At 62.5% G+C, this 25053-nt stretch carries 23 protein-coding genes; 15 read left to right on the forward strand and 8 right to left on the reverse strand.

Going from position 1 to position 25053, the window contains the following annotated elements:
* Positions 1 to 174 precede the first annotated feature (174 nt).
* The gene (locus Q8L25_RS07380) at positions 175 to 1947 is read left to right on the forward strand and encodes a diguanylate cyclase (RefSeq protein WP_308924239.1); all 1773 of its coding nucleotides are present in this window, start codon (positions 175 to 177) and stop codon (positions 1945 to 1947) included.
* On the opposite strand, the gene Q8L25_RS07385 is transcribed toward Q8L25_RS07380, so the two are convergent.
* Positions 1937 to 2419, reverse strand: coding sequence for a CinA family protein (locus Q8L25_RS07385; protein ID WP_308924240.1), 483 nt, complete (start codon positions 2417 to 2419; stop codon positions 1937 to 1939). The two genes, Q8L25_RS07380 and Q8L25_RS07385, sit on opposite strands and share 11 nt — an antisense overlap.
* A 181-nt stretch (positions 2420 to 2600) precedes the next feature.
* On the opposite strand from Q8L25_RS07385, the gene Q8L25_RS07390 reads away from it, so the two are divergent.
* From Q8L25_RS07390 to Q8L25_RS07405, 4 genes are all read left to right on the forward strand, one after another.
* Positions 2601 to 3836, forward strand: a complete 1236-nt coding sequence (locus Q8L25_RS07390) for an ATP-binding protein (RefSeq protein WP_308924241.1) — start codon at positions 2601 to 2603, stop codon at positions 3834 to 3836.
* Complete coding sequence (locus tag Q8L25_RS07395) at positions 3833 to 6403, forward strand: EAL domain-containing protein (RefSeq protein WP_308924242.1); 2571 nt, start codon at positions 3833 to 3835, stop codon at positions 6401 to 6403. The genes Q8L25_RS07390 and Q8L25_RS07395 overlap by 4 nt, the downstream gene beginning before the upstream one ends.
* A gap of 89 nt (positions 6404 to 6492) precedes the next feature.
* A complete protein-coding gene (locus Q8L25_RS07400) occupies positions 6493 to 8211 on the forward strand; it encodes an Eco57I restriction-modification methylase domain-containing protein (RefSeq protein WP_308924243.1) in 1719 nt (572 codons plus the stop codon).
* A gap of 11 nt (positions 8212 to 8222) precedes the next feature.
* Positions 8223 to 8966: a PaeR7I family type II restriction endonuclease gene (locus Q8L25_RS07405; protein ID WP_308924244.1), complete on the forward strand. Its 744-nt coding sequence runs from the start codon at positions 8223 to 8225 to the stop codon at positions 8964 to 8966.
* A gap of 21 nt (positions 8967 to 8987) precedes the next feature.
* On the opposite strand, the gene thiL is transcribed toward Q8L25_RS07405, so the two are convergent.
* Positions 8988 to 9968, reverse strand: coding sequence for a thiamine-phosphate kinase (thiL, locus tag Q8L25_RS07410; protein WP_308924245.1), 981 nt, complete (start codon positions 9966 to 9968; stop codon positions 8988 to 8990).
* 80 nt (positions 9969 to 10048) lie between these two features.
* On the opposite strand from thiL, the gene Q8L25_RS07415 reads away from it, so the two are divergent.
* Positions 10049 to 10645 carry a hypothetical protein gene (locus Q8L25_RS07415; protein ID WP_308924246.1) on the forward strand — a complete coding sequence of 199 codons (597 nt, stop codon included), beginning with the start codon at positions 10049 to 10051 and terminating at the stop codon, positions 10643 to 10645.
* Here Q8L25_RS07415 and Q8L25_RS07420 read toward each other — a convergent pair.
* The gene (locus Q8L25_RS07420) at positions 10642 to 11160 is read right to left on the reverse strand and encodes a MarR family transcriptional regulator (RefSeq protein ID WP_308924247.1); all 519 of its coding nucleotides are present in this window, start codon (positions 11158 to 11160) and stop codon (positions 10642 to 10644) included. The genes Q8L25_RS07415 and Q8L25_RS07420 overlap by 4 nt on opposite strands.
* Before the next feature lie 119 nt (positions 11161 to 11279).
* Between Q8L25_RS07420 and Q8L25_RS07425 the strand changes: the two genes are divergently transcribed.
* From Q8L25_RS07425 to Q8L25_RS07440, 4 genes are all read left to right on the forward strand, one after another.
* Positions 11280 to 12455 carry an MFS transporter gene (locus Q8L25_RS07425; RefSeq protein WP_308924248.1) on the forward strand — a complete coding sequence of 392 codons (1176 nt, stop codon included), beginning with the start codon at positions 11280 to 11282 and terminating at the stop codon, positions 12453 to 12455.
* A 77-nt stretch (positions 12456 to 12532) separates the two neighbouring features.
* Positions 12533 to 13126 (forward strand): SMI1/KNR4 family protein, encoded by a 594-nt coding sequence (locus Q8L25_RS07430; protein WP_308924249.1) that lies wholly within the window; start codon positions 12533 to 12535, stop codon positions 13124 to 13126.
* Entirely contained in the window at positions 13107 to 13721 is a 615-nt protein-coding gene (locus tag Q8L25_RS07435; protein WP_308924250.1) for an SMI1/KNR4 family protein, read from the forward strand. The genes Q8L25_RS07430 and Q8L25_RS07435 overlap by 20 nt, the downstream gene beginning before the upstream one ends.
* Before the next feature lie 210 nt (positions 13722 to 13931).
* Positions 13932 to 16247 carry an NADP-dependent malic enzyme gene (locus tag Q8L25_RS07440; RefSeq protein WP_308924251.1) on the forward strand — a complete coding sequence of 772 codons (2316 nt, stop codon included), beginning with the start codon at positions 13932 to 13934 and terminating at the stop codon, positions 16245 to 16247.
* Between the two features lie 58 nt (positions 16248 to 16305).
* Here the strand turns inward: Q8L25_RS07440 and Q8L25_RS07445 are convergent, their stop codons facing one another.
* The 3 genes from Q8L25_RS07445 to Q8L25_RS07455 all read right to left on the reverse strand — a co-directional run bounded on the left by Q8L25_RS07445 (position 16306) and on the right by Q8L25_RS07455 (position 18196).
* Positions 16306 to 17103 (reverse strand): hypothetical protein, encoded by a 798-nt coding sequence (locus tag Q8L25_RS07445; protein ID WP_308924252.1) that lies wholly within the window; start codon positions 17101 to 17103, stop codon positions 16306 to 16308.
* A gap of 85 nt (positions 17104 to 17188) precedes the next feature.
* Entirely contained in the window at positions 17189 to 17689 is a 501-nt protein-coding gene (locus tag Q8L25_RS07450; protein WP_308924253.1) for a hypothetical protein, read from the reverse strand.
* Positions 17690 to 17785: 96 nt separating this feature from the next.
* A complete protein-coding gene (locus tag Q8L25_RS07455) occupies positions 17786 to 18196 on the reverse strand; it encodes a GNAT family N-acetyltransferase (RefSeq protein WP_308924254.1) in 411 nt (136 codons plus the stop codon).
* A gap of 102 nt (positions 18197 to 18298) precedes the next feature.
* Between Q8L25_RS07455 and Q8L25_RS07460 the strand changes: the two genes are divergently transcribed.
* Positions 18299 to 18691 carry an Imm10 family immunity protein gene (locus tag Q8L25_RS07460; protein ID WP_308924255.1) on the forward strand — a complete coding sequence of 131 codons (393 nt, stop codon included), beginning with the start codon at positions 18299 to 18301 and terminating at the stop codon, positions 18689 to 18691.
* A 4-nt stretch (positions 18692 to 18695) separates the two neighbouring features.
* On the opposite strand, the gene Q8L25_RS07465 is transcribed toward Q8L25_RS07460, so the two are convergent.
* Positions 18696 to 19679, reverse strand: coding sequence for a LysR family transcriptional regulator (locus tag Q8L25_RS07465; protein WP_308924256.1), 984 nt, complete (start codon positions 19677 to 19679; stop codon positions 18696 to 18698).
* 329 nt (positions 19680 to 20008) lie between these two features.
* Between Q8L25_RS07465 and Q8L25_RS07470 the strand changes: the two genes are divergently transcribed.
* The 4 genes from Q8L25_RS07470 to Q8L25_RS07485 all read left to right on the forward strand — a co-directional run bounded on the left by Q8L25_RS07470 (position 20009) and on the right by Q8L25_RS07485 (position 24393).
* Complete coding sequence (locus Q8L25_RS07470; RefSeq protein ID WP_308924257.1) at positions 20009 to 21208, forward strand: M20 aminoacylase family protein; 1200 nt, start codon at positions 20009 to 20011, stop codon at positions 21206 to 21208.
* 57 nt (positions 21209 to 21265) lie between these two features.
* Positions 21266 to 22585 carry an MFS transporter gene (locus Q8L25_RS07475; protein ID WP_308924258.1) on the forward strand — a complete coding sequence of 440 codons (1320 nt, stop codon included), beginning with the start codon at positions 21266 to 21268 and terminating at the stop codon, positions 22583 to 22585.
* Positions 22586 to 22670: 85 nt separating this feature from the next.
* Positions 22671 to 23744, forward strand: coding sequence for a porin (locus Q8L25_RS07480; protein WP_308924259.1), 1074 nt, complete (start codon positions 22671 to 22673; stop codon positions 23742 to 23744).
* 64 nt (positions 23745 to 23808) lie between these two features.
* Complete coding sequence (locus Q8L25_RS07485) at positions 23809 to 24393, forward strand: GNAT family protein (RefSeq protein WP_308924260.1); 585 nt, start codon at positions 23809 to 23811, stop codon at positions 24391 to 24393.
* A gap of 25 nt (positions 24394 to 24418) precedes the next feature.
* On the opposite strand, the gene Q8L25_RS07490 is transcribed toward Q8L25_RS07485, so the two are convergent.
* On the reverse strand, positions 24419 to 24934 hold the full coding sequence (locus Q8L25_RS07490; protein WP_308924261.1) for a hypothetical protein: 516 nt from the start codon (positions 24932 to 24934) through the stop codon (positions 24419 to 24421).
* Positions 24935 to 25053 lie beyond the last annotated feature (119 nt).

The raw sequence follows: 25053 nt of genomic DNA on the forward strand, positions 1-25053 counted from the left end.
AGGCAACCACCCCCGGGCCATGCCGGCAAGCAGCGCGCACTGGCGTTTTTACCACAACCCTTTGCAAAGATACCATGTGCACCAGGAAATCTGGTTATGATAAAGGGGAAGAATACCATTGATACAAAGCAATTTTTGTATGAAAAATCCACCCCAGAGTGTGAAAAGGTTGCCGTGCCGCTATCCAGCCTCGATAAAACCGATATTGACCGTCTCAATTTGCAGGGCCTGTCTTGCGTGGTGGGCAACCGCCGCCAGGCCAGGCGCCTGACGCAACTGGCGCTGGCCGCCGCCGAGCGCCAGCAGTATCCGCGCGGCCATGCGTATGCGGAACTGAATCAGTGCTGGCTGGCCTATTACGGCAGTGAAGCCGAACCGTCCAGCGCCGCGCTGCAGCAGTATTTTCACCAGTGCTATGACCTCGAAGGCAGCATGGAAGTGGCCGCGCTGCAGGGCGCCTACGCCAGCCGGCGCGGGGAATTTGCAGAAGCGGAACAGTTTTTCTTTCTGGCACGCAAGCTCGCCGCGCAGATTCCCGATTCCCTGCATAAATTCATGCTGTATGCGCGCCTGGGCGTCGACGCCCTGAACCGTGGCGACACGCAGGAGGGGCCGCGCAACTTTTTGCTGGCGCTCGATATCGCCGAGCGCTTCGGCACGCCCGCGCACCGCGTTAACAGCCTGTCGAACCTGGCCTCGTCGCAACATGACCTGGGCAATGACGAAGATGCGATTCCCTTGCTGTACGAGGCGCTCGACATCATCGGCACGCAAAAGCTCAAATACCAGCACACCATCGTCTCGGCCAACCTGGCCATGTGTTTGCTGGCCACCGGCAAGCCGGCCGAGGCGCTGGCCCTGGTCGAACCGTTTTATGAGTGGCCCGAAGACGACCTGGCGATCCGCGCCTTTTTGTTTTGCATCGCCGCCCATGCCGCCATTTCGCTGCAGCAACCGGAAACGGCGCTGGAATTATTGCAGCGCGCCGAGCAATACGCGAAGCAGGCGCAGGACCTGGAGGAGCAGATGCATGTGTGGCTGGTGCGCGGCAAGCTCGACTTGCACGCGGGCGACCCGGCCACCGCGCTGGTGTCATTGACGCAGGCACACAGCCTGCTCAGCTGGACACGCAATCCGTTTCACCAGCAGCAGATCCTGCGCGGCCTGTCCGACATCAATGCCCGGCTTGGCAACTGGCAGGACGCGTATGGTTTCCTGCAGCAGTATCACGCCGCCTTCGAAGCGAGCAGCCGTTCCGCGCGGGCCTCGCGCGTGCTGATGCGCAACCTGGAAAAAGAGATGCGCAACCTGAAGGCCGAGCGTGACAAGGCGCTGGAACTGCAGGCCGCGCGCGAATCGGAAAACGTCAAGCTCGAGCATCTGAACCGCGAACTGGCGCACCAGATCATGCATGTCAACTCGCTGCAGGACAGCCTGAAGGAACAGGCCATGCGCGACCACCTGACGGGCTTGTACAACCGGCGCCATTTCGAAAGCTGCCTGAACGCCATCCTGCACGAGGCCAATGGCGATGAACCGGTAGCCATCATCATCATCGACCTCGATTTCTTCAAGCGCATCAACGATACCTACGGCCACAACTTCGGCGACGAAGTGCTGATCCAGTTTGCGCGCCTGGTCGAAGGCCAGTTGCGCGGCAGCGACATGGTGTGCCGCTACGGCGGCGAGGAATTCTGTTTGCTGCTGCGCCAGGCCGACAGCCTGGTGGCGGCGCACAAGGTCGACGATATTGCCGCGCGCTACCGCCAGTTGCTGATCAAGCAGGCGCCGCATAGCTTGTCCGGCTGCACTTTTTCGGCCGGCATCGCCGAATACCCGCTGCACGGCGCCGGCCGCCACGAGTTGCTGCTGCGCGCCGACAGCGCCCTGTACGCGGCCAAGCAGGCCGGCCGCGACCGTTCCATGATCGCCAGGACTACGCCGTAAATTTCAGCAAGCCCCGCAAGGCATGCGCCACCGCCTGCTCGCGCACGGCCTGGCGGTCGCCGGCAAATGCCTGGCGTTCCGTCTGCACGGCGCCGGCGCTGGCCCAGCCGAAACACACCGTGCCCACCGGCTTGCCCGGTACGGCGCCGCCGGGGCCGGCAATGCCGGTGGTGGCCACGGCGACGTGCGCGCCGCTGTGGGCCAGCGCGCCGCGCGCCATGGCGGCGGCGACTTCCTCGCTGACGGCGCCGTGGCCGGCGATCAACTGCGCGGGCACGCCCAGCATCTCGGTCTTGGACAGATTGGTATAGGTGACGAAGCCGCGCTCGAACCAGGCGCTGGAGCCGGCGATGTCAGTGACCGCCTGGGCCACGCCGCCGCCGGTGCACGATTCGGCCGTGGCCAGCAGTTGCCCCTTGGCATGCAGGGCCTGGCCGACGTCGCGGGCCAAGTCAAAAAGATCGTTGTTCATGGGTGTGAAATAAGGTGGGCAGGTGCCGACTGTAGCACAGCGCACTGTGCCGAAAAAGGCGCACGCGCGATATGAAAGTTTCCCCTTTGACAGCGGATATGCGTACACTCATGATCAGGGATGCCGGTCGGCGACTGGCGCGCGATTTACCGCAACCATCTTTTTCTTGGCTGTCATCAACATGATCAGGCTGCGTTCGATTCGTCACAAACTGATGTCGATGGTGCTGCTCGGCACGCTGGTGGCGCTGTTCATTTCCCTCGCGGCCATCCTTGCTTATGAGGTGCACAGCGCACAGCGCAAGCTGTTCGCCGACTACCTGGCCATCGCGCTGGGCGTGACGGTGCTGGCGCTGCTGATGGCCTGGCTGCTGCTGGCCGAGGTCGAGCAGCGCACGCAGGCGCTGGAACGCTCGAATGGCGAACTGGCGCGCGAGGCGGAACAGCGCGCGCAGGCACAGCAGGAGGTAATGCGCCTGAACCAGGAACTCGAGGCGCGCGTGCATGAACGCACGCTGCAGCTGGAGCTGAAGAATGGCGAACTGGCGCTGGCGATGCACGAGGCGCGCAGCGCCAACCAGGCCAAGTCGGCGTTTGTGTCGTCGATGAGCCATGAATTGCGCACGCCGCTCAACGCCATCCTCGGCTTCGCGCAAATCCTCGGTTCCGACCGCCTGCCGTCGACCCTGGAGCAAAAGAAGGAGTTTGCCGGCCATATCCTGAAAGCGGGCCGCCACCTGCTGACACTGATCAATGAAATCCTCGACCTGGCCAAGGTGGAATCGGGCACGCTCAGCCTGTCGCTCGAACCGGTGGCCCTGCGGCCGCTGCTCGAAGAGTGCCGCCACATGACGGCGCCGCTGGCGGCCGGGCGCGGCATCACCATGGCGTTCGCCGACGATTGCCGCCTCAGCGTGCAGGCCGACCGCACGCGCCTGAGACAGATCCTGCTGAACCTGCTGTCGAACGCCATCAAGTACAACCGCGACCAGGGTAGCGTGAGCGTCGATTGCGCGCTGCAGGTGGACGGGCGGGTGCGCATCAGCGTGCGCGATACGGGCATGGGCCTCGACAGCGCCCAGCAGGCGCTGCTGTTCCAGCCGTTCAACCGCCTGGGGCAGGAGGGCGGCGCGCAGGAGGGCAGCGGCATCGGCCTGGTGGTCACCAAGCGCCTGGTGGAACTGATGGACGGCGGCATCGGCGTGGCCAGCCTTCCGGGCGCCGGCAGCACTTTCTGGATCGCGCTGCGCGCCGCCGACGCCGTGCCAGCGCCGGCCGTTGCCGGCCAGCCGTTGAACGAGGTGACCTTGCTGTACGTGGAAGACAACAAGCCGCTCGATGTCGACGCATTCAATCACGCCGTCCACGGCGCGCCGGACCATGTTGCGAGGCAACGCCAGCCGGGAGCGGGCGCATGATCAGCCAGGCCGATATCCATGGCGCGCGCATCCTGATCGTCGACGACCAGGAAGTCAATCTGCGCCTGCTGGAACACCTGCTGGAAAGCGGCGGCTACACCTCGCTCACCAGCACGGCCGATGCGCATGCCGTGGCCGCCTTGCACCAGCGCCACCAGTACGACCTGATCATTCTCGACCTGGTGATGCCGGCCATGAGCGGCTATGCGGTGATGGAGGCGCTGCGCCCGCTGGAACGCGAAGGCTACCTGCCGGTGCTGGTGATCACGGCCGACCCCGGCGCCAGGCTGGCGGCGCTGGAGGCGGGCGCGCGCGACTTCATCAGCACGCCCTTCGATGCGCTCGAAGTGCTGACGCGCATCCGCAACCTGCTTGAAGTACGGTTGCTGCACCGCGCCGCGCGCCATCATGGCGCCCGGCTGGAAAACCTGGCCAGCCAGCGCACGGCCGAGCTGCGGCGTTTTCGCGGCGCGATGGATGCGGCCAGCGACGCCATCTTCCTGGTCGACGTGTTCAGCATGGCGCTGGTCGATGTCAACGATGGCGCCTGCCGCCTGCTGGGCTTTGCGCGCGAAGAACTGCTGGCGCTGGCGCCCGGCGTGCTGCTGCCGGCGCCGCCCTTGCCGCTGTCCGGTTCGCCTGATGCGCCCGCCCAACTGGCGCTGGAGGCCGGCGAATGCGAGCTGCAACGGCGCGATCTGAGCCTGGTGCCAGTCGAATTGAAATGGTACTGGCATGCACAGGCCAGCGACGATGGCGGCGCCGGCGGCGGGCCGCTGCTGATCGCCGTGGCGCGCGATATCAGCGAGCGGCGCCAGGTGCAGGAGCGCCTGAAGCACCTGGCCCATTACGACAGCCTGACGGGCCTGCCGAACCGCGGCCTGTTCTACCAGACCCTGGCGCAGGCGGTCGAGCTGGCGCAGGAAAAATCGTGGCGCATCGTGGTGCTGTTCATCGCGCTGGACCGTTTTAAAAGCATCAACGACACCCTCGGTGCGGCCCTGGGCGACGAATTGCTGCGCCAGTTCAGCAACCGCCTGGTGGCCTGCGTGCGCCTGCGCGACACGGTCGGGCGCCTGGGCAACGATGAGTTCGCGCTGATTCTCACCATGAGCCGCAACCAGCAGGACGCGGTGGCGGTGGCCAACCAGGTGCGCGACACCCTGCGCGCGCCGTTCGACCTGCGCGGCCACGCGGCGACCCTGACGGCCAGCATCGGCATCGCCATGTATCCCGACGACGCGCAGGACCCGGAAACCCTGATCAAATATGCCAACACGGCGATGGGCGGCGCCAAGCAGGCCGGGCGCGATGGCTACCGTTTTTTCACGGCCGGCATGAACGTGCAGGTACTGGCGCGGCTGGACCTGGAACTGGCGCTGCGCCATGCGCTCGAGCACGAGCAGTTCATCCTGCACTACCAGCCCAAGGTCGACCTGCGCACCGGCCGCATCAGCGGCGTGGAAGCCCTGCTGCGCTGGCGCCGTCCCGGCTACGGCCTGGTGGCGCCGGCCGAATTCGTGCCGGTGCTGGAAGACACCGGCCTGATCGGGCGCGTGGGCGCCTGGGTGATCCAGGCCGCCTGCCGCCAGATCGCGCAGTGGCGCGACGAGGGCGTGGGGCCGGTGCGGGTGGCCGTCAATGTGTCGAGCCGCCAGTTTGCCGAAGGCGACCTGGAAGCCGAAGTGACGCGCGCGCTGGCGCGCTACCTGGTGCCGGCCGAGCTGCTGGAACTGGAACTGACGGAAACGGCGCTGATGTCGAATGCCGAACGCACCATCGTCGTGCTGGGCAAGCTCAAGAAGATCGGCGTGAAGGTGGCCATCGACGACTTCGGCACCGGTTATTCCAGCCTGGCCTACCTGCAGCGCTTTCCGATCGACAAGCTGAAAATCGATATCGCGTTTGTGCGCAACATTACCAGCAGCCCCAACGACGCCGCCATCGCGCTGGCCATCATCAGCATGGCGCACAGCCTCAAACTGAGCGTGGTGGCCGAGGGCGTCGAATCGCGCCCGCAACTGGAATACCTGCGGCGCAACCGCTGCGACGAAATCCAGGGCTTTTATTTCAGCCGCGCCCTGCCGGCGCTGGAACTGGGCCAGATCATCGTCGCCGGCGCCGGCCTGCCGCCCGGCCACGACCCGGCCGCGCAACCGGCGCAAACCCTGTTGATCGTCGACCAGGACGTCAATGTGCTGTCGTCGCTGCATCGCCTGTTCCGCCCCGACGGCTATCAGATCCTGACGGCCAGCACCCCTGCCGAAGGCTTTGAGCTGCTGGCCCTGCACCGCGTGCACGTGATCGTCTGCGACCAGCGCATGCCGGGCCTGAGCGGCACCGAATTCCTCAGCAAGGTCAAGGAACTGTATCCGGAAACCATACGCATCATCCTGTCCGGCTACACGGGACTCGAAGCCGTGCTCGACTCCATCAACCGCGGCGCCATCTACCGCTTCTATACCAAGCCGTGGGACGACACCGAGCTGCGCGACAACATCCGGCTGGCGTTCCAGCATTACTGGATGGTCAACCAGCCGGGGGTGGGGCGTTCGCAACTGAGATAAACCAAGTGTGGCCCAGCAGTCGGACTGTTAAAATTGCTGTTTGCTTCCCTCAGTCTATCTGGACGCATAGCCCGGTAAGCCAAGCCTATATGACACTTGTAAAACAACGTAGAAATGCCCAGCAACAGCTATCCCTGTCTGGTTTCGGTGATGCGACGGCGGTATTCCATGATGCTGCCGCACCCCGTAATGCTGATGAACGCGGCGCTATTTTTACGCGGCGGGTGGTCGTCGATTTTATTCTCGATCTGGTCGGTTATACCGCGGATATCGATCTGCACGAAGCTTCGCTGCTGGAGCCATCTTTTGGCGATGGCGATTTTCTTCTGCCGGCGATTGAGCGACTGCTGGCCGCACGTTTGCGAGCCCAACAGTCAGGCGTTCAAATTGGCTCGATTGATCATTGTATCCAGGCGGTCGAGCTGCATGCGGACAGCTATATGCTCACGCGAGACAAGGTGGTCGCCTTGCTGATACGCTCCCATTTTCCATTGGACGAAGCACAGCGTATTGCTCGGGTTTGGCTGGTACAGGGAGATTATTTACTGGCAGATATACCATCAGAGTTTGATTTTATCGTTGGCAACCCACCCTATGTACGGCAGGAGCTTATTCCTGCCCCTTTGCTGGAAGAATACCGCCGCCGCTACACGACACTGTACGACAGGGCTGACTTGTATGTGCCATTCATCGAACGCTCGCTTCACCTGTTGAAAGATCGAGGGCAATTGAGTTTTATCTGCTCGGATCGATGGATGAAGAACAAGTATGGCGGGCCATTGCGAGACCTGGTATCGCAGCAATTCCACCTGGGCGCGTATATCGATATGGTCGATGCCGATGCATTTCATTCAGAGGTGAGTGCCTATCCAGCTATTACAGTCATCTCAAGGAACCGTCCCGGTCCCACTCGTGTCGCCGATCGGCCCCAACTTGATCACGATTATTTGCGAACATTGGCGCTCGCTTTTCATTCTCCAGTACTGGCGGACACACTGATCCGTGAGATTACAGGCATCGTGTCGGGAAGCTCGCCTTGGATACTTGATTTGTCGGCTAAAACTCTTCTCATCAAGCGACTGGAAGCTGACTATCCGATACTTGAAGAGGTTGGTTGCAAGGTAGGAATCGGCGTTGCTACTGGCGCAGACAAGGCATTTATCGGTCAATTTTCTGAATTGGATGTTGAAGAGGATAGAAAGTTGCCTTTGGCAATGGCGAAGGACTTGGCAAGCGGTCATGTGGTCTGGCGCGGCTATGGTGTCATTAATCCGTTTACCGATGAAGGGCCTCTGGTCGACCTCGCCAAGTACCCCAAACTTCGCCGTTATCTTGAAGGCCATCGGCAACAGATCATGGGCAGGCATGTGGCGAAAAAGAATCCCGAAAACTGGTACAGGACCATTGATCGCATCACACCATCGCTGTCTTCGCGCCCCAAACTGTTGATTCCAGATATCCGTGGCGAAGCCCAGGTCGCATTTGAAAGCGGCAATCTTTATCCACATCATAATTTGTACTTTATTGTGTCGGATACCTGGGACCTGAGAGCATTGCAAGCGGTGCTGCTCTCCAGCATCACGCGTCTGTTCATCTCTACTTACTCAACGAAAATGAGGGGTGGGTATCTGCGATTCCAGGCGCAGTATTTGCGCAGGATACGTCTGCCAATATGGGACAGTATCTCGCCTGCCATGAGAGAACGCCTGATCAACGCGGCCTCTGCCTTGGACATAGACGAATGCAATGAAGCGACAGCGGATCTGTACTCTTTAACCCAACAGGAGCGACACGCTCTTGCACATTAATCGAAAGAACCATGGCTCTTGACCTTGCAAATTACCAACAAAAGGCGGCTGAATCCATTATGGCGTTTTGGGGCAATCGGGAGAAGGCCAGGCAAAAGCAAATCGAGGCCGGTATAAAAGATCAGGGCGAACGGGCTGGGGTTACCGGTGGCAAAAATCTTGATGGCTTCGTGTCATTGATCCTGGATTTGGTTGCGGCCAACGGTTTGTCCGATGCGCAAGTTCATCAGCGATCTTCCCTGGTCACGCTCCCCGGCTATTTTCGGCCTACCAAGAAGTGGGATTTGCTGGTTATCCACCATGATCGGCTTGTCGCCGCGATTGAATTAAAGAGTCAAGTCGGCCCTTCATTTGGCAATAATTTTAACAATCGGACTGAAGAAGCGATAGGGACGGCACATGATATCTGGACTGCTTATCGGGAAAATGCGTTTGGCAAGCATCCCAAGCCTTTTGTCGGTTGGCTGATGGTGGTTGAGGATGCGCCCAAATCACGTTCGCCAGTAAGTGACAAATCTCGGCATTTTTCGGTTTTTCCAGAGTTTCTGGGAGCATCATATTTGAAGCGATACGATATCCTGTGCCAACGTCTGGTTCAGGAGCAGCTATACACTGCAGCCTCAGTTATTGCCACTCCAAAAGAGGCGATCAATACAGGTGCGTATGTGGATCTCTCGCAACTGACGAGTTTAAAGAATTTCATTACCTCTTTTGCCGGTCATATTGCAATGGAAGCGGCATCGGCAGCACCATAGAGGGATCCCCGGCATACGATTTCAATCGCTGAAATGATCAAACGAACTGAGCTTCAGATCCAGCGCCGCGCCGCTGGCGTCCACCAGGCGCAAGCCGGGCCCGGCCTCGATGTGGCCCACGCGCGTGGCTGGCGTGCCGCAGGCGATGGCCAGCGCGGCGATGGCGGCGCGCGATGCAATGGGCGCCGTGAAGCACAGCTCGTAATCGTCGCCGCCGGCGGCCGTGTAGCGGCGGCGCAAACCGGTTTCCTGCAGCGCCAGGATGGGGCCGGCGGGCAGGGCGTCGACATCCAGCGTGGCGCCCACCTGCGACGCTTTCAGGATATGGCCAAGATCGCCCACCAGGCCGTCCGAGATATCGATGGCGGCGTGCGCCAGCTGGCCTTCGGCCAGGGCGCGGCCCAGCGCCACGCGCGGCGTGGGCGTGTGCATGCGCACCGCCGCGCTGGCCAGCTGGTCGGCGGACAAGGATTGTTCCATGCGGTAGCCGGCCAGCGCCAGGCGCGCGTCGCCGACGCTGCCGCTGATCCAGATATCGTCGCCAGCCACGGCGCGGCTGCGGCGCAGCGCCTGGCCGGGCGCCAGTTCGCCAAACACGGTGATGCAGATGTTCAAGGGCCCCTTGGTGGTGTCGCCGCCGATCAGTTCGCAATCATGGGCGTCGGCCAGCGCAAACAGGCCTTCGGCAAAGCCGGCCAGCCAGGCGCGGCTCGCTTGCGGCAAGGCCAGCGCCAGGGTAAATGCCACCGGGCGCGCGCCCATGGCGGCCAGGTCCGACAGATTCACCGCCAGGCTTTTATGGCCGAGTTTACGCGGGTCGGCGCCGGCAAAAAAATGCCGGTCTTCCACCAGCATGTCCGAGGAAATCGCGATCTGCTTGCCTGGCGAGGGCGTCAGCAGGGCGCAGTCGTCGCCGATGCCCAAGGTGGCGCGGCCAGGGCGCTGGCGCACGAAATACTGTTTGATCAGGTCGAATTCGGAAAGGTTGTCGGGCTGGGCCATGGTCGATTGCAATAGTGTGCCGGGACTCGATTATAGGCTGGCCTACAATGCCCATCGTTTCCATTTTTTCTGGCGCCAGGATGACCACTCCCGATATCCATGCCGTGTTGCTGTCGTATGTGCGCGATGGCGTGCTGCGCGACCCCGCCGTGATGGGCTTGCGCAGTTTTGCGCGCGAGGAACTCGAAGCGCGCGGTTTTGACGCCTGCGGCAATCCGGCACAGATCTGCCTGTACGAAGAGCAGCGCCGTTTCCGGCGCGCGGGCAGGGCGGTGCAGCTTGCATGCAAGGTGTTTCTCGCGCAGGGCCGCTGGTGCGCGAATGGCCTGGAACTGGGCTATCAGGTCAGGCTGGCGGGCGTGCTGCGCGCCGTGGGCAAGCCAGCCATGCCGGCGTTCAGGGTGCTGCTGCGGCGCGACGCGCACTGTGGCGCGCTGCTGTTCGACAACGGCCTGGTGCTGCGGTTCGCGGCCAATCTGCGCGGCGCGCCACGCCATTATTTCCTGACCCATGTCGAAGGGCATGTGCTGGCGCCGGCCGGCGGCGAATTCGATCTGCGTGCGGCCAGCCAGGCGCCGCTCGACGCCCTGTACCGCACCTGTACACCGGAGCAACTGCGGCGCCTGGCGCACCGCGATCATGCGCCACTGCAAGAGCTGATCCGCCTGCTGTCCTAGGCTTTTGCCTGCACCATTCCCTGCAGCAGCTTGTCCAGCAACTGGCCCAGCTGGGTTTGTTCGCGCGTGGTCAATGCCGCCAGCATGCGCTGCTCGTTGGCCACATGCAGCAGCACCAGCTTGTCGATCAGTTCCTTGCCCTCGCTGGTGAGCGCCACCAGCACGCCGCGCCGGTCGGTCGGGTGTTTCTGCCGTTCGATCAGGCCGGCCGTTTCCAGCCGGTCGATGCGATTCGTCATGCCGCCCGACGACAGCATCGCCGCTTCGTACAGCGCCGTCGGCGTCAACGCATACGGCGCGCCAGAGCGGCGCAGGGTCGCCAGCACATCGAATTCGCCGGGCTGCAGGCCGTGTTCGGCAAACAGGGGATTGAGCCAGTCGCGCGCCATCAGCTGCGCCACCGTGCCCAGTTGCCCCACCACTTGCATGGCGCGGGTATCGAGCTGCGGCAGTTCGCGCTGCCATTGTTCGGCCGCAAATCGGGCGCGCTGGTGTTCCTGCGGAGTGTCCGTCATGCCACCGCCTTTATCTTGACGTCGAGACTGTTTTTAATATTCATGTTAAGATACTTTTCATCGAGTTAGTTTTCTTCAAATATTAAACCATGTGCCTCCCAGCGAGGCAAGGACTATCCATGTCATCGACACGCTACACGCCGCAGCCACCTTCCACGGCTATATTAGTGGCCGCCATCATTTTGCTCGGACTCAATCTGCGCCCCATCCTGGCCGCCATCGGTCCCTTGCTCGGTGTCATCCAGGCCAGCACCGGCATCAGCAGTGCCGATGCCGGCCTGCTGACCACCGTACCCGTGTTTGCGATGGGCGTGTGCGCGCTGGCGGGCGCGCAATTGCAGCGCCGGCTGGGCGTGGTGCGCGGCGTGGGGTTGGGCATCGCCATCATTGCGCTCGCCTGCGCCCTGCGCTGGCCCTTGCACGGCAGCGCCGGCCTGATCGCCACCGCCGCGCTCGGCGGCCTTGGCATCGCGCTGGTGCAAGCCCTGCTGCCAGCCTTTATCAAGCGCCACTTTCCCGAACGCGCCGGCCAGCTGATGGGGTTTTATACCACCGGCATCATGGGCGGCGCGGCGCTGGCCGCCGCCTCGGCCTCGCCGCTGGGGCAAACTCTGGGCTGGCAAATGCTGCTGGCATTGTGGGCGCTGCCGGCGCTGGCCGCGCTGCTGCTGTGGCGCCGCGCGGCGGGCCGCCGCCATGAAGTGCAAGCTGGCGCAGGCGCCAGCTTGCCGGTGGGCAGTGGGCGTGCCTGGCTGCTGATGCTGTTCTTTGGCATCGGCACCGGCGCCTACACCCTGGTGCTGGCCTGGCTGCCGCCGTTTTATACCGAGCTGGGCTGGAGTGCGTCGCACAGCGGCCTGCTGCTGGGCGCCCTGACCCTGGTGGAAGTGCTGGCCGGCCTGGTGGTCTCCAGCATCATCAACCGTTTTACGGACCGCCGTCCGCTGCTGCTGGCGGTGCTGCTGTCCGTGCTGCTGGGCCTGGCTTGCCTGATCGTGGCGCCCACGCTGCTGGCGATCCCCGCCGTGATACTGCTGGGCTGCGGCATCGGCGCGCTGTTTCCGCTGTCCCTGATCGTCAGCATGGACCATGTGACGGAGCCGGCCGGCGCCGGCGCGCTGCTGGGCTTCGTGCAGGGGGGCGGCTATATCGTCGCCAGCGGCATGCCGTTTATTGCCGGCCTGATCCGCCAGCATAGCGCCAGCCTGGCCCAGGCGTGGATGGTGATGGCCGGTGGCGTGGTATTGCTGCTGCTGATCGCGCTGCGCTTTGCGCCGGGTGGCAGGCTGCGCTAAGGTGCGCTAGTGTGCGCAGGCGAGCCCACCTGAGCTGCTATATTTTGCAGCCTGGCCATACCGGGAGTCCATCGCAGATGAATATCGTCGACCATTATCTTGCCGGGCTGCGCCAGGCGCTGCCGCCGATGCCACTGGCGCGGCTGGCCGGGGCGCGCGGTGCCAGCGCGGCGCAGCTGCAAAGCCTGCTGCAGGCGTTTCCGGACTGCCCCGCCAGCTTGCTGGCCTTATTGAGCCAGATCAACGGCACCCACTGGGACGATGATGACGATGGCGGCACGGCCGTGCTGGTGCTGGGCGCCGACGCCGCCATGGGCAGTTACCCTTATTTCCTGCGCTCGGTCGAACAGATACTGGAAGACCGGCAGATGTATCCCGACAGCATTGTCGAGATCCATGGCGACCCGCCGGGCGATGATGATGTCGTGCTCGACAGCCGCATCGATGTGCAGGCCAGCGGCAGAGAACGGCTGTGCTTTGCCCACTGCATGAACAATGGCGGCACCTCGATGCTGTATCTCGATTTTGCTCCTGCAGCCGGTGGCGTGATCGGGCAGCTCATCCGCTTCCTGCACGACCCCGATGAATACCGCGTGATTGCCGCCGGTTTTGATGATTACCTGCAATTGCAGATCCAACAGGAGTATGTCTTTGTCGACCCCGATCAATAAATCCGCCATCCTTGAACGTTATCTGGCTGGCGTGCGCGACGCCTTGCCGCAGGAAAGCCTGGACGAACTGGCGCTGGCCAGTGGCGCCAGCGCACAGCAGCTCGAACAGTTGCGCCAGGCCTACCCGCCATGCCCGGATACCTTGTTGCAGCTGCTGAGTATCTACAACGGCACCTATCATGAGAAATATGCTGGCGGCACGGTGTCGGTGTATCTGCTGGGCTCGGATGCGTACGAGTATCCGTACTATCTGAGCTCGGTCGAGCAGATCCTCGAAGACCAGCAATCGCGCCAGCGCAGTATCGCCGATATCTATGGCCATTACCTCGAGGAAGATCCCTGCATAGTCGACGCGCGCATCGACGTGACCATCAAGCAGGGCCAGCGGCTCTGTTTTTCGCACTGCATGAACAACGGCGGCAGTTCCCTGCTGTATATCGATTTCAACCCGTCTGCTTCAGGCAAAGTGGGGCAGGTGGTGCGCTTCATGCACGACCCCGACAACTACCAGGTCATCGCCGACAGTTTTGACGACTACCTGCAGCTGCTGATTGATGAGGACTATGGTTTTTTGAGCGAAGACAATTTCGAGTAAGGTGATTTTTCATCGTCAAAAATTATCGATATTCAAAAATCGATAGTTTTTGACGCCAATCCGGTTTGCGCCGACCGTGACCTTTACAATGGCGGGTTATGCGCTTTCGTGATATCAGACTATGCTTGCGGAAAATACCTAGCTAATTGAAAGTATCGGTCTGATAAAATCGCGAACACCCCGATCGACCAAACAGGAAGGCAGCACAGCATGGATTCGTCATCTGATAAAAAAGAAGAATTGCGTCAACAATTGCGCCTCGCCGCACTCGAGTATCACGAGTGCCCGCGACCAGGCAAGATCAGCGTGACGCCTACCAAGACACTGACCAACCAGCGCGACCTGGCGCTGGCCTATTCGCCCGGCGTGGCCGCCCCCTGCGAAGAAATCGTCATCGATCCGGCCAACGCCTACAAATACACGGCGCGCGGCAATCTGGTGGCCGTGATCACCAACGGCACGGCCGTGCTGGGCCTGGGCAATATCGGTCCGCTGGCCGCCAAGCCGGTGATGGAAGGCAAGGGCGTGCTGTTCAAGAAGTTCGCCGGCATCGACGTGTTCGACATCGAAATCAACGAGCTGGACCCTGATAAACTGGTCGACATCATCGCGTCGCTGGAACCGACCTTCGGCGGCATCAACCTGGAAGACATCAAGGCGCCCGAGTGCTTCTATATCGAGCGCCAGCTGCGCGAGCGCATGAAGATTCCCGTCTTCCATGACGACCAGCACGGCACCGCCATCATCGTCGGCGCGGCCATCCTGAACGGCATCCAGTATGTCGGCAAGGACATCAAACACTGCAAACTGGTGGTCTCGGGCGCTGGCGCCGCGGCCCTGGCCTGCCTGGACCTGATCGTCGACCTGGGCTTCCCGCTCGAAAACATTTTCGTCACCGACCTGGCCGGCGTGGTCTACAAGGGCCGCACCGAGCTGATGGATCCGGACAAGGAACGTTTCGCGCGCGACACTCCGGCCCGTACCCTGGCCGAAGTGATCCCCGATGCCGACATCTTCCTCGGCCTGTCGGCCGGTGGCGTGCTGAAACAGGACATGGTCAAGACCATGGCCAAGAACCCGCTGATCCTGGCGCTGGCCAACCCGAATCCGGAAATCCTGCCCGACGACGTGAAAGCTGTGCGCGGCGACGCCATCATCTGCACCGGCCGTTCGGATTACCCGAACCAGGTCAACAACGTGCTGTGCTTCCCCTACATTTTCCGTGGCGCCCTCGATTGCGGCGCGACCACCATCACGCGCGAAATGGAAATTGCCGTGGTGCACGCGATCGCCGAACTGGCGCATGCCGAGCAGTCCGACATCGTCGCCACCACCTATGGTTTCACCAGCCTGTCGTTCGGCCCGGAATACCTGATCCCGATGCCGTTCGATCCGCGTTTGCTGATCAAGATCGCGCCGGCGGTGGCCAAGGCGGCCGAAGATTCGGGCGTGGCGACGCGTCCGATCAAGGACCTGCAAGCGTACGCCGACAGCCTGCAGCAATTCGTGTATCGCAGCGGCACCTTCATGAAGCCGCTGTTCCAGGTGGCCAAGAAAACCGCGAACGAACTCAAACGCATCGTCTACGCCGAAGGCGAAGAAGAGCGCGTGTTGCGCGCGGTGCAAGTGGTGGTCGACGAGAAACTGGCGCGTCCGATCCTGGTGGGCCGTCCTGCCGTGCTGGAAACGCGGATCCAGAAGTTCGGCCTGCGGCTGAAGCAAGGCGTCGACTTCGACATCATCAACCCGGACTTCGACGAGCGCTACCGCGATTACTGGACCACGTATTACGAAATGACCAGCCGCAAGGGCGTCACCGAGGAATACGCCAAGCTGGAAATGCGCCGCCGCCATAGCCTGATCGGCTCGATGATGATACACAAGGGTCACGCCGACGGCATGATCTGCGGCACCTTCGGCACCACCCAATTGCACCTGAAATATATCGACCAGGTGCTGGGCAAGCGCGCCGGCAGCAATGTCTACGCCGCCATGAACGTGCTGATCATGCCCGAGCGCCAGCTGGTGATGGTCGACACCCACGTCAATGAAAACCCGGACGCGGATCAGCTGGCCGAGATCACCATCATGGCGGCCGAAGAGATGACGCGTTTCGGCCTGTCGCCGCGCGCGGCCCTGCTGTCGCACTCGAACTTCGGTTCTTCCGACAGCGCCTCGGCGCAGAAGATGCGCGCCGCGCTGGCGATCATCAAGGAACGCGCGCCGGACCTGGAAATCGACGGCGAAATGCACGGCGACACGGCTTTGGACAGCAAGCTGCGTCACAAGCTGATGCCGAACTCGGACCTGAAGCACGACGCCAACCTGCTGGTGATGCCGAATATCGAGTCGGCCAACATCGCCTACAACCTGGTGAAAACCGCCGCCGGCAACGGCATCGCGGTCGGCCCTATCCTGCTCGGCTGCGCCAAGCCGGTGCACATCCTGACGCCATCGGCCACCGTGCGCCGCATCGTCAACATGACGGCGCTGTGCGTGGTCGATGCGGTAGCGCAACGCCTGTAATGTCCTGAGCGGTCCTGCCGCCTGAAAGCCGCCCCATCCGCAAGGAGGGGCGGCTTTTTTACATCGGCGGCATGGTCATGGGCATCGCCGTGGCGGGCGGATAACGGCGCAGGTAATAGTGGCGGTACAGCATGATTTCGCCCCATACCAGCAGCAGCGCCAGCAGCAGGAACAGGCCGATCGTGAGCTTGAGCGAATTGAAATAGGCACTGGCCTGGCGCCCGATGGCGTCGACAAAGACCAGTGGCAGGGATTTGTCGAGCTTGCTTAAGTCACGCAGGTCGGAACCCTTCAACGTTTCGCCCAGTACGCCGACCCTGCTCACCAGTTGCGCCTGCAGTACCTCGGTCAGCAACACGCTGCCACGGCGCAAGGTGAATTCATTGATCCAGCGTGCCTTGCTGCGTTCCCAGTAACCATCCGACACCGGTTTGTAGTACATGCTCTGCACCAGGGGTTCGATCAGGCTGCGCATGCTGACCGGCTGGTCCGGGGCGATCAGCCTGACCCGCTGTTCGAGATAGAGGCGCAGCATCGGCGCATGGGCTTCGAACACCGGCTGCAGATCGCGCACCAGGGCCTGGTTGACCAGGCGATGCACGCTGTGCACGGCGCCAAACGCGCCGCCGAGCAGCGGCAGCGCCACCAGGATCAGCACATAGCTGAGTTTGGCCGCCACATGCCAGGCGGGCGGACGGCGCACCAGCAGGCATTTTTTGGCCAGCTGGTAGCAGATGATCACGGCCACTACAAAGCCGAGCACGCCATACAGCAGCATCCACGGCAGCGCGGTCCACAGCAGTTCGCTACCGAACGGCAACAGGCGGCTGCCCCAGTTGGCCAGTTGTGCATTCATGTGCTTTGCCTTGATGATGAATAATCAGGCAAGTATATCTTTTTCGTAATGCAACATCTGCACGCTTGAAACGCGTGCTGGACGATCAATTAAAGGGGGACAGATCGAGCCAGACGGCATACGACAAACGCTTGCCATTCCACAGGCCGCCGCCGCGGATCACGGCGTCGCACGAGGTCAGCTGGCCGGCCAGGTCCTGGTGGCCCAGGTTGCGGTGCAACTTCAACGCATCGTTGTGCGCCAGGTAGCCCACCAGCAAGCCATCGATGAAGACGGCGATGGCCTTGTCCTGGAACGGGTTGGCGTCGTCGCACACCAGCAGCGCCAGGCATTTTTCATCGGCATTGCCGGGGCCGTGCTCACCGGCCAGCCTGGCGATGGCCGGCTGGTACATCGCATCGTTGTCCACTTCGGAAGCAAAACGGCCGCCATCGGTCCAGTGGTGCGCCGGCGCACCGGACGGTATTGCCGGCACGTACTCGCGGATCGACAGCAGCGCCTTGTTCAGCGGCTTGACGGGCGTGCGGTCGCTGAAGACGTAGTACAGCAGGGCGATGACAGCCGCAATGGCGAGCAGGTAAAGCATGGTATCTCTCTGAATTCTAGGGTGGGGGTGCTGGCGGTGGCACTGCGTTGCCGACACTATAGCAAGCCGACCCCTCGGCCGCCATGCCTGATGTTGCTAGCGCTTGATCGCCATGCCGACCGACTTCGGTGCCGTGTGCCTGAAACCGAACTGCGCGTACAGTTCCTGCGCCTGGCCGTCCGCGATCAGACTGACATAGGCGCTGGCCGGCACCTGCTGCTCGATATAGCGCATGATCTCGCGCATGATCAGCTTGCCCAGGCCACGGCCCTGGTGCGTGGGCAGCACGGCGATATCGACCACCTGGTAAAAACAGCCACCGTCGCCGATGATGCGGCCCATGCCGACGATCTCGTCGCCGTGCAGCACCTGTACTGCAAATAAAGAGTTGGGCAGTCCCCTGGCCGCCGCTTCCGCTGTCTTCGGGCTGAGGCCGGAAACACTGCGCAGATGGCAATAGGTGGCGACATCGGGAATCGCAAGGCGGGTAGTGTAGGGCGTGGACAAGGCAAACTCCTGCAATGAGTAGGGAGAGGCAATTATAAATGCGCCTGTTCGGCAATCGCCAATTGCGCTATGGTGGCGCCATTCCCTTGATGAAAGCACGCCATGTCCGCAGGATTTACCGCCACCGAATTGTCCGTCCTCGAACAGGACGACGCCCTGATCACCACCCTGGCCGCACCGACGGCCAAGGGTGAACCCGTGTACCTGATGTTCCAGCGCGCCGATGAGTACGATGAACAGGACGTGTCGCTCGGCATGGACGAGCCGTATATCGAATACTGCGGCCAGGAATTTTCCTGGTACGGCCATATGCACGCCGTGATCCTGCACGCCAACCGCCTGTCGGTGCAGATGGACGCCGAGGCCGCCATGCAGATGGACGACGACGGCCAGATCGACGTGCGTTTCAATTTGTCTGCCGAGAAATATGCGCGCCTGCAGCAGGCGCTGCGCACCACCTTCGACGGCTGCGAATATTATCGCGAAGAAGCCTGACGCTTCAGTTGCGCACCACTTCGAGCGAACGGAACAAGCGGTGCAGCGGCCCCTGCCGCGCGTTGGACGTTTCCTGCACCGTGGCCATCAGGGCCGCGATAAAGTCGCCGATGCTGCCGTTGACCGGCGTGTTCTTGCGCGTCAGATAGCTGGTGATATTGTCCGGAATCGACTCGCGCAGGGCCAGCGGCACGATGGCGTGCCGTTCGCGCAGCGCTTCGATCAGCGGCCACGGCAGGATAGACAGGATGTCGCTGTCTTCCACCAGGCTGAGCGCCATCATGGCCGAACGCGCGTAATGAATGCGGCCGGCCGGCAGTTGCCCGTCCGCCGCCCGGTAATGCTCGATGAAAAACTCGCGCAGCGGCGCCTTGTACTGATCGATGTCGTGGCTCAGTATCCACGATTGTCCGGCCAGCACCGCCAGTGAACGGGCGCTCTGGCACGGGTGGCCGGCGCGGCACACCACCGCCTGGCCGTAGGCAAACAGGGGACGGCTGGCCAGCTCGCCGGCGCCATCGTCGGCCGGCGCCAGGCCGATCGCCAGGTCGATGCTGCCCTCCCGCAATGCCGCATAGGTGGTGCCCACGGTTTCGTGGAAATGCAGGCTGACGTCGGGCCGCTTCTGCACGAAGCGGCGCATGGTCGGCGCCAGCAGCGTATTGGCGAACCACGGCGTGACACCCACCGATAGCCGGGTTTCCGTATGGCTTTGCAGGCGGTTCAGTTCGCGCATCGCCAGCTCCATTTCACCGACGATCAATCGCGCCCGTACCAGCAGCGCGCGCCCGCCTTCGGTCAGCGCCAGCCCCTGCGATTGGCGCTCGCACAGCCGCATGCCGGCCGTGTTTTCCAGCTCCTGCAAGCCCTTGCTGACGGCCGCCGCCGACACCCCCAGCGCCAGGCCGGCCAGGCGCAGGCTGCCCTGTTCCGCAATCGCGATCAGGTACTGCAGTTGTTGTAGTTTGAAGTCGGATGAACGGGTCATGGTCAGCTCGGTTGTGTATCGATAGTGCGGGTCGCGTGGAACAGCATGGCCGGCCTGCACCAGAAAAGTGCACGGTGGCCGTGGTTCAAACCATAGGCCGTCATGTCAAGATTTGCTTGACCCCCCTCCCGGCAAGGCCATGTTTGTGCCGTGTGTCGTGTTTCCTCCTGTGGCGCGCCGTGCTGGCGGCGCCGCCAACGCCTGCTGGCGACCGCCTGCCGGCCACTGCACCATGTTGGATGGGCCCCAGTGGCATGCATGCTGCAACGCTCTCTCCAACAACGCGGCGCACCGCCGCGATGCAGACCGATGACTTTTTGGAGACACGCATGACAGAGCGCACGATCGATACCCTGACACAGCAGGCACTGGTGCCCGGCATTGTAGAACACCTGGCGGACAGCGTTGCACTGCGCCACCAGATCCACGCCCATCCCGAACTGGCCTACCAGGAATTCGCCACCAGCGACCTGGTCGCACGGAAACTGGAAGAGTATGGCTACCAGCTGCACCGCGGGCTGGCCGGCACCGGCATCGTGGCGACCCTGAAAAAGGGCAGCAGTTCCCGCATCATCGGCCTGCGCGCCGACATGGATGCGCTGCCCATCCTCGAGCAGACCGGCTTGCCCTACGCCAGCCGCACGGCCGGCGCCATGCATGCCTGCGGCCATGACGGCCATACCGCCACCCTGCTGGCGGCGGCGCGCCACCTGGCGACCGAAGCCGATTTCGACGGCACCTTGCGGCTGATCTTCCAGCCGGCCGAAGAGGGCCTGGGCGGCGCGCGGCGCATGGTCGAGGAGGGCCTGTTCCAGCTATTTCCCTGCGACGCCATCTTTGCCTTCCACAATATGCCGGGCTTTCCGGCCGGCCGTTTCGGCATGTTGCCAAACGGCTTCATGGCCTCGTCGGATACCGTGCTGATCAAGGTGCTGGGCAACGGCGGCCATGGTTCCATGCCGCACCTGACGGTCGACGCGACCCTGGTGGCCGCGCACATCGTGGTGGCGCTGCAAACGGTGGTGTCGCGCCATATCGATCCGCGCCAGATGGCGGTGGTGACGGTGGGCTCTTTGCACGCGGGTAATGCGCCGAATGTGATCGCCGAAACGGCCGACCTGCAACTGTCGGTGCGCGCCTATGCGCCGGAGGTACGCCAGCGCCTGCGCGAACGCATCTGCGAACTGGCCGAAGCGCAGGCCAGGGTGTTCGGCGCGCGCGTCGAGATCGATTACCAGTGGCGCTATCCGGCGCTGCGGAACGACGTGGCGATGACCGAACTGGCGCGCGCCGCCGTCGTCGAATGGCTGGGTGAAGAGGCCCTGATTGCCGATCTGCAGCCCTTGACCGGCAGCGAAGATTTCTCGTTCATGTTGCAGGCCTGCCCTGGCTGCTACCTGATCATCGGCAATGGCGAAGGCGAGCAGGGCGGCTGCATGGTGCACAACCCGCGCTACGACTTCAATGACGCCATCCTGCCGATTGCCGCCAGCTACTGGGTCAAGCTGGTGGAAAAATTCCTGTCCTGATCGCGGCTATGGCAGTTGCGTCACCACCGTTCACACTTTGTTAAACTGGAAGCCAGCATGAGCACACACGTCAGCACCCTGAGCGCCCCGGCCGCCGTCAAGCCGCCCTCGAAGGCGAAAAAAATCGCCGCCATCACGATCGGCAACGGCCTTGAATTTTTTGATTTTTCGATCTACACATTCTTTGCCGCGATTATCGGCCGCCAGTTCTTTCCGTCCACCTCCGAACTGAGTTCGCTGATGCTGTCGCTGGCCACCTTTGGCGTCGGCTTCCTGATGCGCCCGCTGGGCGGCATCATCATCGGCGGCATCGCCGACCGCAAGGGCCGAAAATATGCGATGACGCTGACCTTGTGGCTGATGGCGGCCGGTTCGGCGCTGTTCATCGTCACGCCCACCTATGCCCAGATCGGCGTGGCCGCGCCGCTGCTGGTGGTGCTGGGCCGCCTGATCCAGGGCTTCGCCGTCGGCGGCGAAGTGGGCGCCTCGACCTCGATGCTGATGGAATATGCGAACGACAAGAACCGCGCCTTCTACAGCAGCTGGCAATTGTTCAGCCAGGCGCTCAGCACCCTGGTGGGCGCCGGCGTGGGCCTGAGCCTGACCTATCTCCTGACCACCGAGCAGCTGGAAAGTTGGGGCTGGCGTTTGCCCTTCGTATTCGGCATGCTGCTGGTGCCGCTCGGCTATTACATCCGCCGCGTGCTCGATGAAACCGCCGATCCTGCCGCGCTGGCGGCCGACGAGGCGGGCGGCAAGCATGCGCCGTCGGCCCTGGCCGAGATCTGGCGCGACCACCGGCGCGCGCTGGTGCTGGGCACGGCCATCATTATCGGTGGCACCTCGGCCAACTACATCGTCCTGCACTACATCACCACCTATGCCAAGGCGGTGCTGCACATGCCGTTCGAGCTTGCCCTGTGGGCCTCGTGGATAGGTGGCCTGGCGCAGCTGCTGTTGTGTGGCCTGGCCGGCATCATCACCGACCGCATCGGTCGCAAGCCTGTCGCCACCTGGTCGCGCGTGGCGCTGATGCTGCTGGTGTTCCCCGCCTTTATGCTGATGGACTACAGCCGCAACGCGCTGGGCCTGTTTTCCGCCGTCATCATCATGGTGATTCCGCTGGTCTTCACCTCGGTGTCGACCATCGTGCTGATGACCGAACAGTTTCCGCGCCGCGTGCGCGCCACCGGCCTGTCGCTGTGCTACGGCATCGGCGTATCGATCTTCGGCGGCTTTTCGCAACTGATCGCCACCTGGCTGGTGAAAGTCACCGGCTCCAACCTGGGGCCGGCCTGGTACGTCATCGGCACCGGCCTGGTATCGCTGGTGGCCGTCGCACTGTGCCGCGAAAAAGCCGGCCAGCAACTCGACTAGTTTCCTCCTTCTTCGTCCGTTTGCCCTACCGCGCGCAGCCTGCCAGCTGCGCGCGTGGACTCCCTTTACCTATTGAATGCCGATCATGAAAAAAATCCTGTGCGTGGCCATGTTTTCCCCCGTTGTGTGCGCCGGCCATGCCGCTGCGGCCGACCTGTCCGGCGTACGCCTGTTCGGCGTGGCCGACGCCGCCGTGTCCTACAGCAATGGCGGCGACCATACGGTCAAGCTCAACAGCGGCATGGGCTCGACCTCGCGCTTCGGCCTGGCCGGCACCGAAGACCTGGGTGGCGGCTACACCTTGAGCTTCTTGCTGGAAAGCGCCGTGGGGCTGGACACGGGCGCCGCCGGCGGCACCACCTTGCAGCGCGACAGCAGCCTGTTCAATCGTGAAGCCAACATCACGCTTGGCTCGCCCCGCACCGGCTACCTCAAGCTCGGGCGCCAGTACCCGGCCATGATGTCGCTGGCGCTCGACCCTTTCGTCGGCGTGTCCGGCTTTTCGCCGTTCACCTCCATCGTCGGCGGCAACAGCGACCTCGGCAATGGCGCCTCGATGGGCGACTCGCGCATCAGCAACGCCATCTCCTACACCAGCATGAACCTGGGCGGCGTCACCAGCCAGGTGCTGTATGCGCCGCGCGAGCGCAATGACGCCGGTTATCACCGGACGGCCGACTACGGCATCGAGGCGTACTTTACCCGTGGCCCACTGCTGTATCTGGGCGGGCAATACAATGTGGTGTACACCGACCCCACGGCGCTGGTGCCGGCCGTCAAGAATATCTGGAGCGGCGTCGGCGTGCAGTACCAGCTGGGCGCCTCCACGCTCGGCTATTCGCTCAATGTGATCGCCCCCGAAACGGCCGGCTCGCGGGTCGCGCAAAACCACATGCTCAGCCTGGTGTACCAGCCACAGCCCCGCCACACGGTGCAGCTGGCGCTGATGTACCGCAATGTGGCCGGCCATCACGCGCTGAACTCGTTTACGGCCGGTTTCGGCTACAGCTACAACTTCTCGAAAACGTCGTCGATCTACACCCGCATCGGCGGCGTGCTCAACAACAGCGAGGGCATTTCCACCCTGGCCGCCACGCCGGTCAGCGCAGCGGGCAACGACGTGCGCGTGCTGGCGCTGGGGCTGCGCCAGCGGTTTTGAGCCGGCGGCCAGCGCGCGCTATCATGTGCTTCCGATACCCGTCACGGAAGGATGGCTCAGCAGCATGGATTCGCAACAACCCACGCTCCACGGCAGCATCGTCACCCTGCTGCCGCTGCAGCAGGAACACGCGCCGGCCCTGCTGCGCGCCGCGCAGGACGGCCAGCTATGGCAGTCCAAGGTGACCAACATCCCCGGTCCCGACACGGTGGATCAGTACCTCGCCACCGCGCTGGCCGGGCGCCAGGCGGGCACCGTGATGCCGTATGTCATCGTGAACCGGGCCACGGACACCATCGTCGGCAGCACGCGTTTCTGGAAGATCGACCGGGTCAACCGCAAGCTGGAGATCGGCCACACCTGGCTGGCCGCCTCGGTGCAGCGCACCGGCATCAATACGGAAGCGAAACTGCTATTGCTGACCCATGCCTTCGAGACTATGCACGCCGTGCGCGTGCAGTTCACCACCGACGAGCTGAACGAGCAATCGCGCGCCGCCATCCTGCGCCTGGGCGCCGTGCAGGAAGGCATCGTGCGCCATGAACGCATCATGCCGGACGGACGCAAGCGCAATTCGGTGCGGTTCAGCATGATTGAGACGGAGTGGGAGGCGGTCAAAAAGGGGCTGGCGCTGCGGCTGGCGCGATAGGACAGTCTGCTTGGTGGCTTCACGCTTAGATACTGTGGATCATTTCCGGACTTGCACCAAGGGCGAGTTGCCGGCATCCTGCGCTGCCTTCAAAAGTGATCAGGTACACGGGCAAGATTGAGAATGCGCACAATGTGAGCTGGCCTTGGGTATTCCAAAACCAGCCTGAAAAATAGCCAAATGCGGCGATGCCATTTTTCCTCGTCGATAAGCCAATCTTATCGAACGAACTGACCTCGCGAATACTTGCCGATGCAACGTCGTTACGCTGCACGGCCAGCGTGTACAAGCTATGTTTGACTACCAAGAGGTCTTGTAACAACTCAAGCACATGCCGTTTTGCCGCAGCGATCAGCATGCCAGATACACCAACGGCGATGACGCCGATGATCGACAAAGCCAGTACATCATCCGATTTGCCGTGTCCTGGCTTGGACGGTGCCCAGAAGACCGCTGCCACTGCCAGTGCTAGTGGTAGCAAAATGAGGAGCGCCAAGTAGAAGAGCTGTTTTGAGGAAACAGGAATATCATATTTCCTCATAAAGGCCTCGCTTCAGGTAAGTGCTGCCTGTTTCCACCATGACGTTGACATGCTGGCGTGGGCGTTGCAACGCAGTCGGCACGCGACGCGCCAATAACAAAAAACCCGCCAAGCTTGGA

It is taken from the genome of Janthinobacterium sp. J1-1 (genome assembly GCF_030944405.1).
In the GTDB taxonomy this organism is placed as follows: domain Bacteria; phylum Pseudomonadota; class Gammaproteobacteria; order Burkholderiales; family Burkholderiaceae_D; genus Janthinobacterium.

What these genes read in the sequence shown, in the direction of transcription:
- Q8L25_RS07430 (WP_308924249.1), top strand. Translation starts at nt 12,533, where the DNA reads ATGAATATCGTCGACCATTATCTTGCCGGGCTGCGCCAGGCGCTGCCG.
- Q8L25_RS07480 (WP_308924259.1), top strand. Translation starts at nt 22,671, where the DNA reads ATGAAAAAAATCCTGTGCGTGGCCATGTTTTCCCCCGTTGTGTGCGCC.
- Q8L25_RS07465 (WP_308924256.1), bottom strand. Translation starts at nt 19,679, where the DNA reads ATGACCCGTTCATCCGACTTCAAACTACAACAACTGCAGTACCTGATC.
- Q8L25_RS07425 (WP_308924248.1), top strand. Translation starts at nt 11,280, where the DNA reads ATGTCATCGACACGCTACACGCCGCAGCCACCTTCCACGGCTATATTA.
- Q8L25_RS07405 (WP_308924244.1), top strand. Translation starts at nt 8,223, where the DNA reads ATGGCTCTTGACCTTGCAAATTACCAACAAAAGGCGGCTGAATCCATT.
- thiL (WP_308924245.1), bottom strand. Translation starts at nt 9,968, where the DNA reads ATGGCCCAGCCCGACAACCTTTCCGAATTCGACCTGATCAAACAGTAT.
- Q8L25_RS07475 (WP_308924258.1), top strand. Translation starts at nt 21,266, where the DNA reads ATGAGCACACACGTCAGCACCCTGAGCGCCCCGGCCGCCGTCAAGCCG.
- Q8L25_RS07415 (WP_308924246.1), top strand. Translation starts at nt 10,049, where the DNA reads ATGACCACTCCCGATATCCATGCCGTGTTGCTGTCGTATGTGCGCGAT.
- Q8L25_RS07470 (WP_308924257.1), top strand. Translation starts at nt 20,009, where the DNA reads ATGACAGAGCGCACGATCGATACCCTGACACAGCAGGCACTGGTGCCC.
- Q8L25_RS07450 (WP_308924253.1), bottom strand. Translation starts at nt 17,689, where the DNA reads ATGCTTTACCTGCTCGCCATTGCGGCTGTCATCGCCCTGCTGTACTAC.
- Q8L25_RS07420 (WP_308924247.1), bottom strand. Translation starts at nt 11,160, where the DNA reads ATGACGGACACTCCGCAGGAACACCAGCGCGCCCGATTTGCGGCCGAA.
- Q8L25_RS07385 (WP_308924240.1), bottom strand. Translation starts at nt 2,419, where the DNA reads ATGAACAACGATCTTTTTGACTTGGCCCGCGACGTCGGCCAGGCCCTG.
- Q8L25_RS07390 (WP_308924241.1), top strand. Translation starts at nt 2,601, where the DNA reads ATGATCAGGCTGCGTTCGATTCGTCACAAACTGATGTCGATGGTGCTG.
- Q8L25_RS07395 (WP_308924242.1), top strand. Translation starts at nt 3,833, where the DNA reads ATGATCAGCCAGGCCGATATCCATGGCGCGCGCATCCTGATCGTCGAC.
- Q8L25_RS07485 (WP_308924260.1), top strand. Translation starts at nt 23,809, where the DNA reads ATGGATTCGCAACAACCCACGCTCCACGGCAGCATCGTCACCCTGCTG.
- Q8L25_RS07490 (WP_308924261.1), bottom strand. Translation starts at nt 24,934, where the DNA reads ATGAGGAAATATGATATTCCTGTTTCCTCAAAACAGCTCTTCTACTTG.
- Q8L25_RS07460 (WP_308924255.1), top strand. Translation starts at nt 18,299, where the DNA reads ATGTCCGCAGGATTTACCGCCACCGAATTGTCCGTCCTCGAACAGGAC.
- Q8L25_RS07440 (WP_308924251.1), top strand. Translation starts at nt 13,932, where the DNA reads ATGGATTCGTCATCTGATAAAAAAGAAGAATTGCGTCAACAATTGCGC.
- Q8L25_RS07400 (WP_308924243.1), top strand. Translation starts at nt 6,493, where the DNA reads ATGACACTTGTAAAACAACGTAGAAATGCCCAGCAACAGCTATCCCTG.
- Q8L25_RS07445 (WP_308924252.1), bottom strand. Translation starts at nt 17,103, where the DNA reads ATGAATGCACAACTGGCCAACTGGGGCAGCCGCCTGTTGCCGTTCGGT.